The sequence below is a fragment of the Streptomyces sp. NPDC101110 genome (assembly GCF_044759525.1).
GTDB lineage: Bacteria > Actinomycetota > Actinomycetes > Streptomycetales > Streptomycetaceae > Streptomyces.
The window spans coordinates 31,282-47,609 of sequence record NZ_JBIVZM010000014.1 but is presented as its reverse complement, the minus strand read 5'-3'; the positions used below and the strand labels follow the sequence as shown (position 1 = coordinate 47,609).

Below are 16,328 nucleotides of genomic sequence, written 5' to 3'. Positions count from 1 at the left end.
GGAGCACCCATGAGCACCCACGGTCCCCAGGACTCGGGCGGCGGGCCGCCGACCGAGAACCTGGACTACCGCATCGCCCACCTCCAGGACCGCCTCGCCTCCGGCGAGATCGGTGAACTGGGCGTACGGGTCGAGGCCCGCGGCGGGTCGGTACTGCTCACCGGCACCGTGCCCTCGGCGCCCTGCCGCGACGAGATCCTGCGCACCGTCCACGACGAACTCGCCGGATTCCCCGTGCACAGCGACCTCGTGGTCACCGAGGCCTCCTCCCCCGACCACGCGGAGGAACTCTCATGATCCGCATCGCAGCCGTCGGAGACATCCACATGGGGCCCGGCAGCCAGGGCGTGCTCCGCCCCGCCTTCGAGACCCTGCCCGAGTGCGCCGACCTCCTGCTGCTGGCCGGGGACCTCACCCGACACGGCACACCCGAGGAGATGCGGGTGGTGGCCCGGGAGGTGCAGGACCTGGCCGTTCCGGTCGTCGCCGTGCTCGGCAACCACGACCACCACGACGACCGCCCGGACGAGGTCACGGCCATCCTCCGGGACGTGGGCGTCCATGTCCTGGAGGGGCAGGCGACGGTCGTGGAGAGCGGCGGGGCGCGGATCGGAGTCGCCGGGACCAAGGGGTTCGGCGGCGGCTTCGTCGGCCGCTGCGCCGGGGAGTTCGGCGAGCCGGTGATGAAGGAGTTCGTCCGGTACTCCCGCCGGAGCGCCGACGGGCTGCGGAACGCGCTGGAGCGACTGGCCGCAGAGGGCTGTGACGCGCGGATCGCCCTGACCCACTACTCCCCCGTGGCGGACACCCTCGCGGGCGAGCCGCTGGAGATCTATCCGTTCCTGGGCAGCTATCTGCTGGCGGAGGCGATCGACACCGCCGGCGCCGACCTCGCGGTGCACGGGCACGCGCACGCCGGCACCGAGCACGGCATGACGAGCGGCGGCGTGCGGGTGCGCAACGTCGCCCAGCCGGTCATCGGACGGGCCTTCCACGTCTACCACCTGCCGGTCCGGGAGCCCGCCGCGACCGGCGCCGTCGCCCAACGGACCCGCTGAGCGGGCCCCTCCCCTTCTCTCCCTCCACCGCCGCCGGCGTTCGCCCGGCGGCGGTTTCCGTTGCCGTCCGCCGGCACACGGGGCCGACCAGGCGCGGGGGCGGCGTCTCGACGACCGCGTCCTTCGTCACCGGGACGGGATCGCAGGGCGTGCGGTCCCCCTGACCCCGCCCCGCCCTGCGGCCCGGTCCCGTACTGCACTTGGCGCCCTTCCCGGCACCAAAGCGCGAACCGTGGCGGCCCGGAACATCACCGTGGGCCGTAGCGGCAAGGCCTTGCGCAAGCTCCACCACGATCGCTGTTACCGGGCAGCCTGCTCGAAGGAGACACATCGTATGGTCCACAGACATGCCGTGACCGGTCGCCGGGTGGCCCTGGTCGCGCTCGGCGCGCTCGCCGCCACCGGGATCCCCGCCGTCGCGGCCGAACCGGCCCCCGCGGCGGGCCCCGTGCCCCCGGCCGCCCAGACCCTCGGCGCCGCCCGGCCGTCGGCCCCGATGCTGCGCGCTCTTGAACGCGACCTCGGGCTGACCCCGGCGCAGGCGTCCCGGCGGCTGATCAACGAGGCGGAGGCGGGCGCCCGGGCGGGACGGCTGCGCAACGCCCTGGGCGACCGCTTCGCCGGGGCCTGGCTGCGCGGCACGACCTCGCAGGAACTCCTGGTGGCCACCACGGACGCCGCGGACGTGCCCGCCATCAGGGCGCAGGGCGCGACGGCGGCCGTCGTGCGGAAGACGCTGCGTGATCTGCGGGCCGCCCAGCGGAAACTGGACGCGGCCGCCGACCGGGTCGCCACCCGTGAGACCCCCCTGTGGTACGTCGACATCCCGGCGAACCGTGTCGTGGTGGAAGCCACGAGCAAGGCCTCGGCCGCGGCGTTCGTGCAGGCCGCCGCCCTCGACGGCGAGAGCGTGAGCGTACGGGTCACGGCGAACCGGCCGCGGCTGATGGAGGACATCACCGGCGGTGACGCCTACTACATCGACGGCGCCGCCCGGTGCTCCGTCGGCTTCTCCGTCACCAAGGGCGAGCGGGAGGGCTTCGCCTCGGCCGGTCACTGCGGCAAGCGGGGCGCCAGGACGACCGGGCACAACCAGGCGGACCAGGGCACCTTCCAGGGCTCCGTCTTCCCCGGCGAGGACATGTCGTGGGTGGCCGTGGTCGACCCCTGGGAGACCACGCCGAACGTGAAGGGCGAGGGCGGGCGGACGGTCGGGATCGCCGGGTCGGTCCAGGCACTGGTCGGCGCGGCGGTCTGCCGCTCGGGCTCCACCACGGGATGGCACTGCGGCACGATCGAGCAGCACGACACGAGTGTCAGCTACGCCGAGGGCAGGGTGGACGGGCTGACCCGGACGACGGTGTGCGCCGAACCGGGCGACTCCGGCGGGCCGTACGTCTCGGGTGTGCAGGCGCAGGGGGTGACGTCCGGCGGCTCCGGCGACTGCACGACCGGCGGCATGACCCTGTACCAGCCGATCAACCCGCTGCTCAGCGAGTTCGGCCTCACCCTGAGAACGACGGGGACGGAGACCTCTGCGCCGCAGGGCGACGCCGCCGAGACGTGGGCCGCCGGCCGGGTCTACGAGGCCGGGGCGGTGGTCACGCACGCCGGTGTGCGCTACCAGTGTCTGCAGAGCCACCAGGCCCAGGGTCCCTGGGCACCCGCCGACACCCCGGCCCTGTGGCAGCGGGTGTGACGAGGAGTCAGGGCTGTCCGGCGCCGGCGCGGCACGCGTCGACGCCGGACCGGCCCGGCCGGTCCTCGGGGAGCAGCGGCTGCGCGGTCGCGGCGAACGGGTCGTGGGCGCGGAAGCCGCGCGTGCGGACGGCGGCGAGCGCCGGGCCGGTGCCGGGCAAGAAGCCCGGGAGCGCAGGCCGGCCACGCGATGCGTCGTGGACGAACGTCGGCCCGCCGTCGGTGGGGTGACGGAACCGGGCGGGGGTGCGCACGTGCCGGTGTGTCAGGTCCCGCCGGTGCACCGGCCGGAGTACCGAGCGAAGGGGCCCGGTCCTTCGCTGCCGCGACACTCGGCACGTCGTTCGGTTTCTCGGAAGGCACAGCACCGTCCCCCCACTTCTTCTGCATCTCACCCACGACGAGAGGCCGCTTCGCGCGCCACGACCCGCAGCGTTCGCACCGACGCATCGGCCGCGTCCGGGATCAGGACCCCGTGCTCGGCGCCGCTGCGCAGGTAGTCCAGCACCGCGTCGGTCACGACCTCGCCTGGTGCCACCACGGGGACGCCCGGCGGGTACGGGCTGATCGTCTCCGCGGCGACACGGCCGGCGGCCCGTTCGGCGGGCACGTGCTCGACCGGGGCGAAGAACGCCTCGCGCGGCAGCATGGCCTGTTCCAGCTCCAGTGCCGAGGGCTCGGGCAGCCGGACCGGCGGGCGCCGCTCGATGGAGTCCGCGTGCTCGACGAGGGCGCGCAGCGCGCCCAGCAGGACCTCCTCGGTCTCGTCGTCGTCCGCGTGGGTGATCGAGGCACTGACCCGGCAGCTGTCCGACCCGCCGAGGTCCACGTGGCGGTGCTCGCGCAGCCACTCCACGGCCTGCATGCCGCTCAGGCCGAGCTTGCGGACGTCGATCACGATCTTGAGCGGGTCGAGGTCGGCGGCGAGCCCCTCCTCCACGATCTCCCGGCCCATGGGCCGCAGGCCGGGCAGTTCGGCGATGGCCGCCCGGATGCGTTCCGCACGGCGGATGGCCGTGTCCAGGAGCTCATGACCCTGTTCGACCATCTGGCGGCGCCAGCCGTCGAGCGTGGCGTAGACGAGGGACGAGGCGCTGGTGGTGCCGAGCAGGTCCTCGCGCTGTGCCAGGACCTCGGGCGACACCCGGTCGTGCTGGAGGTGGAAGACGGAGCTCTGCTCCACCGCGCCGCCCATCTTGTGCACGCTGGTCACCGTCAGGTCGGCCTCGGCGTCCATGCCCCAGGCGGGCAGGTCCGGGTGGAACGGCAGGTGGGCGCCCCAGGCCTCGTCGACGATGACGGGGACGCCGAACTCGTGGCACACCCGTGCCACTCCCCCGATGTCCGCGCAGGAACCCCAGTCCGTGGGCGTGATCAGCAGCATGCCCTTGGCGTCCGGGTGCTCCCGCAGGCGACGGCGGACGTCGTCCGGCTCGGGTGGGTGGGCCAGATGGCGTTCGCCGTCGAACTTCGGGTGCACCCAGATCGGCTCGACGCCGTTGACCACGACGGCGGCGATGACCGACTTGTGGGCGTTGCGCGACAGCAGCAGCTTCTCGCCGGGGCCTGCGACGGCGAGCATGGCGGTTTTCACGGACAGCGAGCTGCCGCAGGTGGAGAAGAACGCGTGTTCGGCGCGAACGGCGTCGGCCATGAGTTCCTGGGCGCGGTTCAGCACGCCCTGGGACTGGCGGCGGTCGTCGAGCCCGTTGAGTGAGAGCACATCGGAGCGGAACACGTCGAGGCCGACGATGTCCGCGACCCTCGGGTCCACTCCCCTGCCCTGCTTGTGGCCGGGCGGGCCGTAGGCGATGTCGCCGCGGCGCCGGAAGTCCTCCAGCGCCTCCAGGACGGGCACGCGCGAGTGGTCCATGGTTCCTCCCGGGTCCGGCCCGCCCGAGCCGCCGCCGCGGCGTCCACCCTGTCGTGGGCCGGCGGGTACACCGACCGTGTTCACCCCGTGCACCGGTCGAAACGGCGTGGGCGTCACCGTGCGGTGCCGCCGCGCCGCCAGGGCGCCCGGCCGCGGACGTGTGGCGGCGAAGGACCGGTGCGCCGCGCGGAGGTGTCGCGGCGGCTGCCTGTTGCACGGCCCGAGGTGTCGCGGCGGTCGGCGGTGAAACCCGGGCCGGGACGACGCACACCGCGCGTGACGACGAGGAGCCCCCGTGACCCGAACGCCCGACACCGTGCACCAGGCCGTGCGCGAGGAGGTGACGGCCCGGGCCGACACGCTGTGGGACGTGGCCCGGCGTCTGCACGCCGACCCGGAGTACGCCTTCGCCGAGCACCGGGCGGCCGCGCTGCTCTCCGGTGAGCTCGAACGCGCCGGTTTCACCGTGGAGCGCGGCGTGGCGAGGATGCCCACGGCGTTCACCGCGCGCTCGGGGCGGGGCCGGCCCTGCGTGGCGCTGCTGATGGAGTACGACGCCCTGCCCGGCCTCGGCCACGCGTGCGGCCACAACCTGATCGCGGCAGCCGGGCTGGGTGCCGCGCTGGCCGTGTCGGCCGCCGTGCCGGAGGAGTCCCCGGGGACGGTGCTGGCGGTCGGCACACCGGCCGAGGAGGGCGGCGGCGGCAAGGCGGCCGAAGTGGAGGCCGGGGTGTTCGACGACGTCGACGCGGCACTGATGTTCCACCCCGGGGTGTACAGCTGGGCCCGGGCGCCGCTGACCGCGCAGGTGCAGTACCGGGTGGCCTTCCACGGCCGGGCCGCGCACCCCACGGGCAACCCGACCGAGGGCGTCGACGCGCTGGCGGGGCTCGTGGAGCTGTTCAACGTGCTGGCCGTACTGGGCCGCCGGCTGCCGGAGGGCTCGCACGTGCAGGGCATCGTCACCCACGGCGGTACGGCCACGAACATCGTCCCGGAGTACGCCGAGGGCCTGTTCGGTCTGCGCGCGGCCACGACGGCGGCGCTGGGGGACCTGACGGAGCGGCTGCGAGTGTGCGCAGACGGAGTGGCCGCGGCCACCGGCACCACCGCCGAGGTGGAGCGGGCCACCGTGCGCTACGAGCACTTCAGGGACAGCGAGGTGCTGTCCGAGCGGTTCGCCGCACATCTGGCCCGGGCCGGGATCCCGCTCTCGCGGCCCACCCCCGGCGTGTACCTGGGTTCGTCCGACATCGGCAACGTCAGCACACGGGTCCCCGCCATCCACCCCTTCGTCGCGATCATGGGCGAGGACGGCTCCGACCACACCCCGGAGTTCGCCGAGGCGGCCGCCTCGCCCCGGGGCCGGGAGGTGCTGATGGCCGCGACCGAGGCACTCGCGTGCACCGCCGCCGACGTCCTGCTGTCCGAGGCCCTGCGCGAGGAGGCGTGGGCGCGGCACCGGGCGGAGTGAGTGGTTCGGCTCCGGCTGGGGAACCCGGCGGGAGCTGTACCCATCCGACTCCCTGGAGAGGGCCATGAGTCTGTTGCGTGTGCTCGGCCGCCCCTTGCTGGCCTCGATGTTCCTCGCGGGCGGTATGAACTCCGTCCGCGCCCCGGAGCAGGTCGCCGACGCCGCCGAGCCTGTCGTCCAACCGGTCACCGAGCGCGTCCCGGCTCTGCCGGACCGCACCGAGCAGGTCGTACGGCTCAGCGGCGCCGTACAGGTCGCGGCGGGGCTGATGCTGGCCACGGGGCGTGTACCGCGTCCGGCCGCGCTGGCCATCGCCGCCACGCTGGTGCCGACCACCCTGGCGGGGCACCGTTTCTGGGAGGCGCAGGATCCCGAGGAGCGGGCGCAGCAGCGCATCCACTTCTTCAAGAACATGTCCATGCTCGGCGGGCTGCTGATCGCGGCCGACGACACCGGTGCCCGCCCCTCGGTGGTCTGGCGCGGCACTCACGCCGCCCGGGGGCTGCGGCGCGACGCGGGTCTGGTGCGCCGCTCCGTGCGGGCCACCGCGCGCCCGGCCGCCGCGGCCGGGCGTGTCCGGGCCAAGCTCCCCGCCTGAGGCGGCGCCCGCTGCGGCACGGCACGTTAACCCCCTGGGGCCGGGGGGACCCGAGCGCTGGAGGTGAAGGACATGGGACACGGAGGAAACGTCATCGACGAGCTGGTGACCGATCACCGCGAGGTCGAGGAGCTGTTCGGCAAGATGGAGGCTCTGCCGTCCGGCCACCGCGACCGCAAGCTGTACGCCGACCAGGTCACGATGGAACTCGTACGGCACTCGGTGGCCGAGGAGGCCTACCTCTACCCGGCCGTACGCGAGCACGTGGCGAGTGGGGACGCCCTCGCCGACCAGGAACTGAAGGACCACGCCACGGCCGAGCAGATCATGAAGGATCTGGAGGGCTGCGACCCCGGCGATGCCGACTTCGACCGGCTCGCGGGCATGCTGATGAGCGAGATCCGCTCGCACATCGCCGACGAGGAGGGCAACCTCTTCCCGCGGCTGCGGCAGGCCTGTCCGATGGACACGCTCAACGAGCTGGGCGACAAGGTGCGCAAGGCCAAGAAGACCGCCCCGACCCGGCCCCATCCGGCGGCTCCCGACAAGCCCCCGGCCAACAAGCTCCTGGCGCCGGGCACCGGCATGGTGGACCGGCTGCGTGACGCGTTGAGCGGACGGGGCAAGTCCGGGTAAGGCAGTCACCCCCGCGGGAGCGGGGCCCGTCGCCGGGAGGCCACGGGCCCCGCTCCCGTCCGCGTGGGATCAACCACACCGCCCCGGGAGCAGCCAGGACCGGGGGGACGGCGTCACGACCGCAGCCGTTCCCTGACCGCGGGGCGGGGCGCGGGCGCCGGATCACCGCTCCCGAACGGGCCGTACCGCCGGGCCTTGCGGTGGGCGACCCGCCCGCGCAGCCAGTGCCAGGTCGCCGCGGGCGGGACGAGCGCGCTGGTCACCGTCACGGTGAACACCTCGTCGCGGGTGCCCGGCCCGGGCACGATGCGGGCGAGGGCGAACTCGGCGGTTCCGGCCAGCCAGGCGGCGGCGCACGCGGCGGCGGCCCGCTGCCGGCCGAGCAGGGCGCAGCCGAGGGCCGTCACTCCCGCTCCGGTCACCGCCAGGTGCAGGGGAAGGCGTCCGCGGTGTGCCTCCGCCCGGCGCCACCAGTGGCGGCCGTGCAGCCGGGTCATCAGCACGTCGTCGGCGTTGCGGGCCTGGAGCCGGACGGAGATCAAGCGCCCGGCGGGCCGCACGGGGTGGGTGGTGGTGCGCCGGCCGACCGCGAGTGCCCAGTCGGCGTCGAGCATGCGCAGGGCGAGGTCGGCGTCCTCCCGGAAGGCCCGGCGGAAGCGTTCGTCGAATCCGCCGACGGCCGTCAGCGCCGCCCGGCGGCATGCCATGTCGGCGGTGATCCAGCGGGCGGCGGCGAGTCCGGCCCTGTTGCGTTCCCAGTCCGTGGGGCGCCGGTCGACGGGCGGGGGGACCTGGATCCGGGCGGTGATCCCGGCCGTGCGCCCGGTCGCCGCCGCCAGGTCGAGGGTCAGGTCGTCGCCCCAGGTGGGCCCGGGGACGACGTCGTCGTCGAGGAAGACGATCCAGGGCACGTCACCGGCGGCCCGCCAGCCGAGGTTGCGGGCGGCGGCGGGTCCGCGCGCGCCGCCGGGGACGACGATGGTGCGTGCGCGCAGGGACGGGGGGACGTCGGCTGTGAGGGGGACGCCGCCGGTTGCGGGCCGGTCGTCGACGAGGACCACCCGGACAGGACCCGGCCCGCCGGCCTCGGCGAGGGCGTGCAGGCAGGCGCCCAGGCTGGGCCGGCCCAGCGTCGGGATCACGACGGCATAGGAGGCGTCGCCCGTCAGGGCCTCGGGTCGGGTCATCGAGGGCCTCCGGTGTCGTCGCTGCGGGGGTGGATGCGGAAGAGGTCGCCGCGCCGGATCGCGTCCGCCGACGGCCGGCAGGGCGGCGACGTCGTGGAAGAGGGCGTTGATTCCTGGGATGCGCATGGGACGCGGGCCTTGCGGCGGTCGGGAGACACCGGACGCGAGGGTGTGGGCCGCCCGGGGTTCACTCCTCGGTGGCGGCCTCGCGGAACCAGGCGATCGTGCGCCGCAGCCCCTCCTCCACCCGCACCTGCGGTTCCCAGCCGAGCTTGTCGCGGGCCAGCGTGATGTCCGGGCAGCGCACGGCAGGGTCGTCCACCGGGCGTTCGATGTAGCGGATGTCGGAGGGTGAGCCGGCGAGTTCGACGACCAGGCGCGCCAGGTCGAGCATGGTGATCTCGGTCTGGTTGCCGATGTTGACGGGTCCGCGCATGCCGTGGGCGGCGGCGGCGAGGATGCCGCGCACGGTGTCGTCGACGTAGCACAGCGATCGCGTCTGGCGGCCGTCGCCGGTCACGGTGAGGGGCTCGCCGGCCAGGGCCTGCCGTACGAACGTCGGTACCGCGCGCCCGTCGTGGCCGCGCATCCGGGGACCGTAGGTGTTGAACAGCCGCACGATGCAGGTGTCGGTGCCCTCGGCGTCGGCGTGTGCGGTGGTCAGCGCCTCGCCGAAGCGTTTGGCCTCGTCGTGGACACTGCGCGGCCCGACGGGGTTGACGTTGCCCCAATAGCGCTCGTCCTGGGGTTTCTGCTGGGGGTCGCCGTAGACGGCGGAGGCCGAGGCGAGGACGAAACGCGCCCGGTGGGAGTGTGCGAGCTCCAGGACGTTGCGGGTGCCGAGGCTGCCGGTCTCCAGGGTGTGCAGCGGGAGGCGCAGGTAGTCCGCGGGGGACGCCGGGGAGGCGAGGTGCAGGACGAGATCCGGACGCCGCTTGATCCGCAGGCGCTCGGTCACGTCGGCCTGGACGAGCGTGAAGCCGGGGCGTTCCAGCAGCGGCGACATGTTCTCGGGCCGGCCGGTACTGAAGTCGTCGACGCAGGTGACGGCCGCGCCCGCGTTCAGGAGGGCGGCGCACAGGTGGGAGCCGACGAACCCGGCGCCGCCGGTGACGACGGCGTGCTCCCAGTTCCGTGAGAGGGCGGTGGTCATGTGGGTGTCTCCTCCGTCGGCGGCGCGCGGCAGGACGGTCGTGCCTCGGCCGGGGGTGGGGGCGGAGGGGGATCGTCGAGCCCACGCTCAGCGTCCGCCGACCGTGCGGGCACGGCACGGCCGCCTACGGCGAACCGGTGAGTCACGGAGGGTGAGAGGGGTGGCTGGGCGCTGTTCTCAGAGGTTCCTCAGCGGTCCAGCGCGTCGCACCCGAGTGTCAGGCGATCAGCGTGCGGCCCGGGTTCAGGCGGTCGAGGAGCTGGTCCTGGTGAAGGACGGCGACGGGGGCGAGCAGGTCGGGGTGGCGCAGCAGCGCTGCGGCGTCGCGGTCACTGGCGTCGGGGGCGACGAGCCGGCGGAACTCGGCGGGGGCACCGGCTGTGCGGCCGCCGTCGGCGAGCGCGGCCACCGCCCGGTCCGCCAGTTCCGCGTCGGTGAGCAGGCAGGCCGCCCAGCTGGCCACGACCTCGTCGACCCAGGTCCGCCAGGCCTGCGCGTCCAGGTCGTCGCCGAGTCCGGCGTCGGAGCCACTGACCCAGTCGAGCCGCCCGGAGCCACCGGGGCCGGACACCCCGAGCAGAGCGGCGTCCAACGCCGCCGGGTACCTGAGCCGGGCCGCGGCCGTCACGGCCTGCCGGGCCTGGACCTCGCACAGGGCGGAGGCCAGCGCGCCGCCGGAGGCGGGGAAGGCGCGGGTCAGCCACTGGGCGGTCGCCGCGATGACAGGGGAGAGATCTGCGTGCACTGCCGGGCCGTCCGGAGGGAGGGAGCGGGGATCTGGTCGTAGACGGTAACCGCCGCTCGCCGTCCCCCGACGTGATGGGGACCTCGTCCAGGACGTGGCCTCGACCACACCGCCGACGCCCCGGGGGTCGCGGTGTGACCGGCCTGGGGCTGTGGCTGTGGCTGCGGTGGGGCCCGTTTCGCCGGGGAGGCGTCGGGCACCCGGCCCGCGTGTTCTCCCATGGGTCCAAAACCGCAGGTCCGGCGCGGCGTGCAGGCGCTCGGCCGCCGGTGCGCTCGCTGCGTTTCGACGGCTGGATCGCCGGGATCGGCACGGCGTCCGGCACCCGTGTGGTGCTCGGCCACTGGCCCCGCTCGCCGTTCGGGCCCTTCAGTGACGTGATGGTCGAGGAGGCGGACGGACACCGGCTGCTGCTGGCCCCCACGCGCGAGACGGCGGACTTCGTCGCCGCCACGTACGTCTTCGACGAGGTGCGGGTCGTACCGGTCGAGGTGCGCATCACCGACCAAAAGCACTGGACCGTCACGTCCCCGCCGTTCCGGCTGGGCCTCACCACCGGCCGCCGGAACCTGGCGGGTCTGGCGCTGCGCGCGGTCCCGGGGCGGCTCGCGTCCCGCCCGGGCTGGATCGCGCTGTGGGACCGGCCCGCACACCTGCTGCTGGGGGCACACACCCACGCCGGTGCCCGGGCCGGACGGCACCAGTGGTACGGGGTCAGGGATCTGCACCCGGTCACCTCGGCCACCGTCACCCGCAACGGCGAGAGCTTCGGCGCCCTCGCCCCGGTCGAACCTCCCGTGCGCTTCGGGACCGGCTCGACACCCCGCACTCCCTGTCTCGTACGGGTCACCACGACGGTGACCGTGGAGCAGGGCCGGAGGACGACAGGAGTCGCGTCATGACGGAACAGCGAGCGGATTCGCCGGGCGCCCAGCGTGCCCCGGCCACCGACATGTCCCTGCTGGGCATCTACCTCAACGATCATCTGGCCGGTGCCACCGCCGCGACCGCGCGGGTGCGCTACCTGCTGCGCTCCTGCGCCGGCTCGCCGCTCGCCGACGCGCTGGCACCGGTCGCCGACGAGATCGCCGACGACCGGTCGGGCCTGCTGAGCATCATGGGGCGTCTGGACGTCCCGGTGCGCCGCTACAAGGTCTACGCGGGCCGGGCGGCCGAGCAGGTGGGACGGCTGAAGAGCAACGGCAGCCTGGTACGGCGTTCCCCGCTGAGCACCCTGTGGGAGCTGGAGGCACTGGCGCTCGGGGTGGAGGGCAAGCTGGCGGGCTGGGAGACGCTGCGCGATCTGGCGGCCACGGACGAACGTCTGGACCGACGGCGGCTCGACGAACTCATCGACCGGGCCCGGCAGCAGCACGCCACGCTGGAGGCGCTGCGCCACCGGCAGGTGGAGGTCGCCTTCCGAGGAGGGTGAGGAACGAACCGCGCCCGGTTACCAGAACCGGCTGCTGAGAGCGGGCTGATGGGCCGGCTGCACCGCGTCGCGCAGCCGCAGTGCGACGCTGATGGTGGCGCGCAGGGCGGACGGGCGTACCGTCTGGGCGGTCTCGGTGGCCAGGACCAGCAGGCAGGCCGCCGCCTGTTCGACGACCGAGACCGGCAGAATGAAATCGTTGTCGGCCGCCTCGCGGAACGCCTTCAGCGGGACCGCGGCTCCGTCGACGGCCCGGTGCGCGGCCTGCTCCAGGTGCTGTGCGGCCTGCTCGCACACGGGGGCCGGCAGGGCGATGGTGCGCTGGAACGGTGAACTCGTCATGACCCGACTGCTCCCCCGGCGGCGGCCGGTTCTGTCGCCGGGCGGCGGGATTTCACCGTCCCGCGTGACCGGCGGGTGGCGAATGTCCCGGAATCCGGCAGCGGCCCGCACCGGTTCCGGTCGCTGCCGTGCCGGCCGCCGACACCGGCGACCGCTGCACCGCGCAGGGGATCCACACCGGACTGCGGGTCCCAGGACCGAGAAGGAGCACTCGTGACCGTCCGTTCGGAAGTCGTCGCCCGGCTCACCGGGCGGGCGGTCAGCGGTGAGAGGCCGCTGTCGGGGGCCCTCGCCGAAGTCACCCTGGACGACGGGCGGGTCGTGGTCGTCAAGCGGTCCGACGCGCCGGGGGCGGCACAGGCCGAGGCGGCGGGACTGCGGTGGCTGGCCGCAGCCGGAAGCGTGCGGGTGCCGGCGGTGCACGGGCAGGAGGAGGGCTGGCTGGTCGTCGACCGGGTCCCGCACGGGCGGCCCGACCCCGGCGCGGCGGTGCGGTTCGGGCGGGACCTCGCGACGCTGCACGCCGCCGGGGCACCGGCGTTCGGGGCGGCGCCGCCGGACGGCCCGGTGGACGCGTACATCGGGCCGGCGCCGATGCGCAACGAACCCGGCACCGACTGGCCTCGCTGGTACGCCGGGCAGCGTGTGCTGCCGTATCTGCGGCGGGCGGTCGACGAGGGCACGCTCCGGTCCGGTGAGGCGGTAGTCGTGGAGCGGCTGTGCGAGCGGCTGCCGGAGCTGGCGGGACCGGCGGAGCCACCCGCGCGGGTGCACGGCGACCTGTGGAGCGGCAATGTGCTGTGGGCGGCCGACGGAAACGTCCGGCTCATCGACCCGGCCGCGCACGGCGGGCACCGGGAGACGGACCTCGCGATGCTGCGGCTGTTCGGCTGCTCCTGTCTGGAGCAGGTGCTCGAGGGCTACCGGGAGGTCGCGCCGCTCGCGGACGGCTGGGCGGAGCGCGTCGGCGTGCACCAACTGTTTCCGCTGCTGGTGCACGCCGTGCTGTTCGGCCGGGGCTATGCGGAACAGGCCCTCGCCGTGGCCCGTTCGGCGGTGGCCGGGTGACCCGTCGGACAGCCCTCACGGTGGCTGGTTCGGCTGCCGTGGCCGGGTGACCCGTCAGCGGGTCACGACGTGCCGCTCGTCGGGTACGCAGTGGGTCATGGTGAGGCCCTCCACGTCGCGCGGCTCGTTCTTGCCGAGGCCGGCGAGGCGTTCGCGGTCCTCGTCCGTGAGGTCCTGGCCCGCCAGCGGCTCCAGTCCGGCCACGTCCTGCGGGCCGATGCCCAGTCCTTCGCCGACCCGCAGGCCGAGGTCGTTCTCGACCAGCAGGAAGTGCCAGACCATGCGCTCCTGGATCGCCCGGTCGCACCTGGACAGTTGACCGATGAAGTTCTTCACCAGGTCGTCGCGTTCCCAGTCCTCCAGCAGCAGATAGCGCTGACCGGCCTGGAGGTAGTCGTTGGTGCGCGGGATCCGCTTGCGGGTCAGCCGCCCGGTGATCTCCGGACCCTGCTCGTCGTGGGTCGGACAGCGGGCCTCGCGCAGGCCGCCGGTGATGGACGGCTCGTAGTTGACCTGCGGGTTCTCTCCCCCGCCGTCCACGTGGTACGCCATCCGGCCGTCGCGCTGGTTGGTGCGCACGTCCGCGTTCCTGGCCTGGTTGACGGGGAGTTGCAGGTAGTTCGGGCCGACCCGGTAACGCTGGGTGTCGCTGTAGGAGAAGGTCCGGCCGACGAGCATCTTGTCGTCGGAGAAGTCCAGTCCGTCGACCAGGACGCCGGTGCCGAAGGAGATCTGCTCGTTCTCGGCGAAGAAGTCCTCCGGCATGCGGTCCAGCACCATCCGGCCCACCGGCTTGGGCGGGAAGTCCTGCTCGGGCCAGGTCTTGGTGTCGTCCAGCGGGTCGAAGTCGAGCTCCGGGTGGTCGTGGTCGTCCATCATCTGGACGAGCAGCTCCCACTCGGGATGATCGCCGCGGGCGACCGCCTCGTACAGGTCCTTGGTGGCGTGACCGAGAGTGTCGGCCTGGACATTGGCGGCGTCCTCCTCGGTCATGCTCCGCACGCCCTGCTTGGGCATCCAGTGGTACTTGACGAGCTTGGTGCCGCCCTCGGCGTCGACCCACTTGTAGGTGTTGACGCCGAAGCCCTGCATGTGGCGGTAGTCGGCGGGGATGCCCCGCGGGCTGAACAGGTTGACCAGCATGTGCATGGCCTCGGGCGTCTGCGACATGAAGTCGAAGATGCGGCCCGGCTGCTGCTCGAAGGTCACCGGGTCGGGTTTGAGGGCGTGGATGACGTCCGGGAACTTGATGGCGTCGCGGATGAAGAAGACGCCCAGGTTGTTGCCGACCAGGTCCCAGTTGCCGTCCTCGGTGTAGAACTTGACGGCGAATCCACGCGGGTCGCGGGCGGCCTCGGAGGAGTCGCGCCCGCCGATCACGGTGGAGAAGCGGACGGCCACGTCCGTGCGCCTGCCGCGCTGCTGGAACAGCTTGGCCCGGGTGTAGCGGCTGATCGGCTCGTCACCCCAGGTGCCGTAGGCCTCGAAGTGCCCGTAGGCGGTGACACCGCGCGCGTGCACGACACGCTCGGGGATGCGTTCCCGGTCGAAGTGGCTGATCTTCTCCAGGAACTGGTAGTTCTCCAGTGTGGCCGGGCCGCGGGCGCCGACCGTGCGCTGGTTCTGGTTGTCGTGGACCGGATGGCCCTGGCGGTCGGTGAGAACCTCGCGGTCGTCGCCCGGAGCGGGGCCGGTACCGGATGCGTCCGTCATACGTGTGGGCTCCTTCGGCTCGTGGCCGCTGCCTGCCGGGCCTGTGCCGCGAGCGGCGCCCGGCCGGTCCTGGCGGGACGGGCCGGGTACCCGGAGGGACGAGGTCAGTCACGAGAGGAGAGGGATGCGGCACGTCTACTGGCTCGGAGGGGGCAGCGGCGCGGGCAAATCCACCGTCGCCCGCCGGCTCGCCGGCCGGCACGGCTGGCGTCTGTACGCGACCGACGACGTGATGGCGGACCACGCACGCCGGGCCACCGCCGAGGAGGCGCCCTTGCTGCACGCGTTCCTGGCCATGGACATGGACGACCGGTGGGTCCACCGGTCCCCCCGGACCATGCTGGAGACCTTCCACTGGTTCCAGGGCGAGGGCTTCGGTCTGATCGTCGAGGATCTCGCGCGACTGCCACGCGACACGCCGGTGGTCGTCGAGGGGTTCCGGCTACTGCCGCACCTGGTGCAGCCGCTGCTCACCGAACCCGGACACGCGGTCTGGCTACTGCCCACACCCGAGTTCCGCAGGGCCGCGTTCGCGCGTCGCGCCACAGCGGGGGAAGGGTTCACGCAGCGGACCGGTGATCCTCACCGCGCGGACCGCAACCTCGCCACGCGGGACGCCCTGTTCACCGAACGGCTGCGGGAGGAGACCAGCCGTCTGGGACTGCCCGCGCTCACGGTGGACGGCACGATGACGGAGGACGAACTGACCGAACGGGTCGGCGAGGTCTTCGGGCTCTGACACGCGAAAGGGCCCCGACGGCACGGGAGAGAGCCCGGACCGCACCGGAAAGCGCCCCGACGGCACGGGAAAGGGCCCGGACCCCGCCCGGGGTCCGGGCCCCTGCGGGCCGGTGAGCCTCAGCCTCCGTCGAGGCGTGCGCGCAGCAGTCCCTTGCCCAGTTCGGCACCCTTGCGGCTGTCCGCCTGAGCCTTGCGGAACAGATCCGCGACCTCGGTGTCCTTGGCGCGCTCCGCGTCCTGGATGTAGCTCTCCAGGCGCAGGGCGTTGCTCAAACACGCCTCGACGTACCAGATGAGGTTGTAGTCCTTGTCCTGCGTACCGGTCACACCGCCGGTCTCCGATCCACTGCTCATGCGGGCCTCCTTCTCGCGGAGCGGACCTCTTCAGGCGCCGGACGAGTACCCGCCCTCCCCACGGGCACACAGTCCGGGTTCGTCACACACTGCGAGCATCCGGTCACAGCGCCCGGCCCGCTCGCCCAGACCCCCACGCACCGCCAACTCCCCTCCCCTGGAGGGCAATCCAGACAGTTGACCCGGAAGCCCACAGACACCGATCACTTTCGGAACGAAGTGGCACTCCACCGTGCGAGACCGGTCGATGACGGTG

At 73.6% G+C, this 16,328-nt stretch carries 18 protein-coding genes; 10 read left to right on the top strand and 8 right to left on the bottom strand.

The genetic code is table 11. The features are described 5' to 3' along the window. Window positions 1-9: 9 nt before the first annotated feature. The 3 genes from ACIQU3_RS28755 (at window position 10) to ACIQU3_RS28745 (ending at window position 2,757) form a co-directional block, all read left to right on the top strand. A complete protein-coding gene (locus ACIQU3_RS28755; RefSeq protein WP_403743974.1) occupies window positions 10-297 on the top strand; it encodes a hypothetical protein in 288 nt (95 codons plus the stop codon). Next, the gene (locus tag ACIQU3_RS28750) at window positions 294-1,058 is read left to right on the top strand and encodes a metallophosphoesterase (RefSeq protein WP_403743973.1); all 765 of its coding nucleotides are present in this window, start codon (window positions 294-296) and stop codon (window positions 1,056-1,058) included. Before ACIQU3_RS28755 ends, ACIQU3_RS28750 begins: the two co-directional genes overlap by 4 nt. Window positions 1,059-1,392: 334 nt before the next feature. Next, window positions 1,393-2,757: a carbohydrate-binding protein gene (locus tag ACIQU3_RS28745; RefSeq protein WP_403928384.1), complete on the top strand. Its 1,365-nt coding sequence runs from the start codon at window positions 1,393-1,395 to the stop codon at window positions 2,755-2,757. A gap of 7 nt (window positions 2,758-2,764) precedes the next feature. On the opposite strand, the gene ACIQU3_RS28740 is transcribed toward ACIQU3_RS28745, so the two are convergent. Further along, the gene (locus tag ACIQU3_RS28740; RefSeq protein WP_403928381.1) at window positions 2,765-3,010 is read right to left on the bottom strand and encodes a hypothetical protein; all 246 of its coding nucleotides are present in this window, start codon (window positions 3,008-3,010) and stop codon (window positions 2,765-2,767) included. Window positions 3,011-3,147: 137 nt separating this feature from the next. Beyond that, entirely contained in the window at window positions 3,148-4,629 is a 1,482-nt protein-coding gene (locus ACIQU3_RS28735; RefSeq protein ID WP_403928378.1) for an aminotransferase class I/II-fold pyridoxal phosphate-dependent enzyme, read from the bottom strand. A gap of 295 nt (window positions 4,630-4,924) precedes the next feature. Here ACIQU3_RS28735 and ACIQU3_RS28730 point away from each other — a divergent pair, with 295 nt between their 5' ends. The 3 genes from ACIQU3_RS28730 (at window position 4,925) to ACIQU3_RS28720 (ending at window position 7,337) form a co-directional block, all read left to right on the top strand. Beyond that, window positions 4,925-6,103: an amidohydrolase gene (locus ACIQU3_RS28730; RefSeq protein WP_403928375.1), complete on the top strand. Its 1,179-nt coding sequence runs from the start codon at window positions 4,925-4,927 to the stop codon at window positions 6,101-6,103. Between the two features lie 64 nt (window positions 6,104-6,167). After that, a complete protein-coding gene (locus ACIQU3_RS28725) occupies window positions 6,168-6,701 on the top strand; it encodes a DoxX family protein (protein ID WP_403743959.1) in 534 nt (177 codons plus the stop codon). A gap of 72 nt (window positions 6,702-6,773) precedes the next feature. Then, entirely contained in the window at window positions 6,774-7,337 is a 564-nt protein-coding gene (locus tag ACIQU3_RS28720; RefSeq protein ID WP_403743957.1) for a hemerythrin domain-containing protein, read from the top strand. A gap of 113 nt (window positions 7,338-7,450) precedes the next feature. Here ACIQU3_RS28720 and ACIQU3_RS28715 read toward each other — a convergent pair whose 3' ends face one another. From ACIQU3_RS28715 to ACIQU3_RS28705, 3 genes are all read right to left on the bottom strand, one after another. Beyond that, complete coding sequence (locus ACIQU3_RS28715) at window positions 7,451-8,524, bottom strand: glycosyltransferase family 2 protein (RefSeq protein WP_403928372.1); 1,074 nt, start codon at window positions 8,522-8,524, stop codon at window positions 7,451-7,453. 187 nt (window positions 8,525-8,711) lie between these two features. Beyond that, window positions 8,712-9,677, bottom strand: coding sequence for an NAD-dependent epimerase/dehydratase family protein (locus tag ACIQU3_RS28710; RefSeq protein WP_403743952.1), 966 nt, complete (start codon window positions 9,675-9,677; stop codon window positions 8,712-8,714). Window positions 9,678-9,894: 217 nt separating this feature from the next. Further along, complete coding sequence (locus tag ACIQU3_RS28705) at window positions 9,895-10,422, bottom strand: hypothetical protein (protein ID WP_403928369.1); 528 nt, start codon at window positions 10,420-10,422, stop codon at window positions 9,895-9,897. A gap of 269 nt (window positions 10,423-10,691) precedes the next feature. Here ACIQU3_RS28705 and ACIQU3_RS28700 point away from each other — a divergent pair, with 269 nt between their 5' ends. Both ACIQU3_RS28700 and ACIQU3_RS28695 read left to right on the top strand, forming a co-directional pair. Further along, the gene (locus ACIQU3_RS28700) at window positions 10,692-11,324 is read left to right on the top strand and encodes a hypothetical protein (protein WP_403928366.1); all 633 of its coding nucleotides are present in this window, start codon (window positions 10,692-10,694) and stop codon (window positions 11,322-11,324) included. Next, the gene (locus ACIQU3_RS28695) at window positions 11,321-11,854 is read left to right on the top strand and encodes a hypothetical protein (RefSeq protein WP_403928365.1); all 534 of its coding nucleotides are present in this window, start codon (window positions 11,321-11,323) and stop codon (window positions 11,852-11,854) included. The genes ACIQU3_RS28700 and ACIQU3_RS28695 overlap by 4 nt, the downstream gene beginning before the upstream one ends. Before the next feature lie 18 nt (window positions 11,855-11,872). Here ACIQU3_RS28695 and ACIQU3_RS28690 read toward each other — a convergent pair whose 3' ends face one another. Then, the gene (locus ACIQU3_RS28690; protein ID WP_403743944.1) at window positions 11,873-12,196 is read right to left on the bottom strand and encodes a hypothetical protein; all 324 of its coding nucleotides are present in this window, start codon (window positions 12,194-12,196) and stop codon (window positions 11,873-11,875) included. A 213-nt stretch (window positions 12,197-12,409) separates the two neighbouring features. Between ACIQU3_RS28690 and ACIQU3_RS28685 the strand changes: the two genes are divergently transcribed. Continuing rightward, on the top strand, window positions 12,410-13,264 hold the full coding sequence (locus tag ACIQU3_RS28685) for a fructosamine kinase family protein (RefSeq protein ID WP_403928362.1): 855 nt from the start codon (window positions 12,410-12,412) through the stop codon (window positions 13,262-13,264). A gap of 54 nt (window positions 13,265-13,318) precedes the next feature. Here ACIQU3_RS28685 and ACIQU3_RS28680 read toward each other — a convergent pair whose 3' ends face one another. Next, window positions 13,319-14,977 carry a catalase gene (locus ACIQU3_RS28680; RefSeq protein ID WP_403743937.1) on the bottom strand — a complete coding sequence of 553 codons (1,659 nt, stop codon included), beginning with the start codon at window positions 14,975-14,977 and terminating at the stop codon, window positions 13,319-13,321. A 124-nt stretch (window positions 14,978-15,101) separates the two neighbouring features. Here ACIQU3_RS28680 and ACIQU3_RS28675 point away from each other — a divergent pair, with 124 nt between their 5' ends. Next, a complete protein-coding gene (locus tag ACIQU3_RS28675; RefSeq protein ID WP_403743934.1) occupies window positions 15,102-15,716 on the top strand; it encodes a hypothetical protein in 615 nt (204 codons plus the stop codon). A 119-nt stretch (window positions 15,717-15,835) separates the two neighbouring features. Here ACIQU3_RS28675 and ACIQU3_RS28670 read toward each other — a convergent pair whose 3' ends face one another. After that, complete coding sequence (locus tag ACIQU3_RS28670) at window positions 15,836-16,072, bottom strand: hypothetical protein (protein ID WP_184854429.1); 237 nt, start codon at window positions 16,070-16,072, stop codon at window positions 15,836-15,838. Window positions 16,073-16,328: the final 256 nt, after the last annotated feature.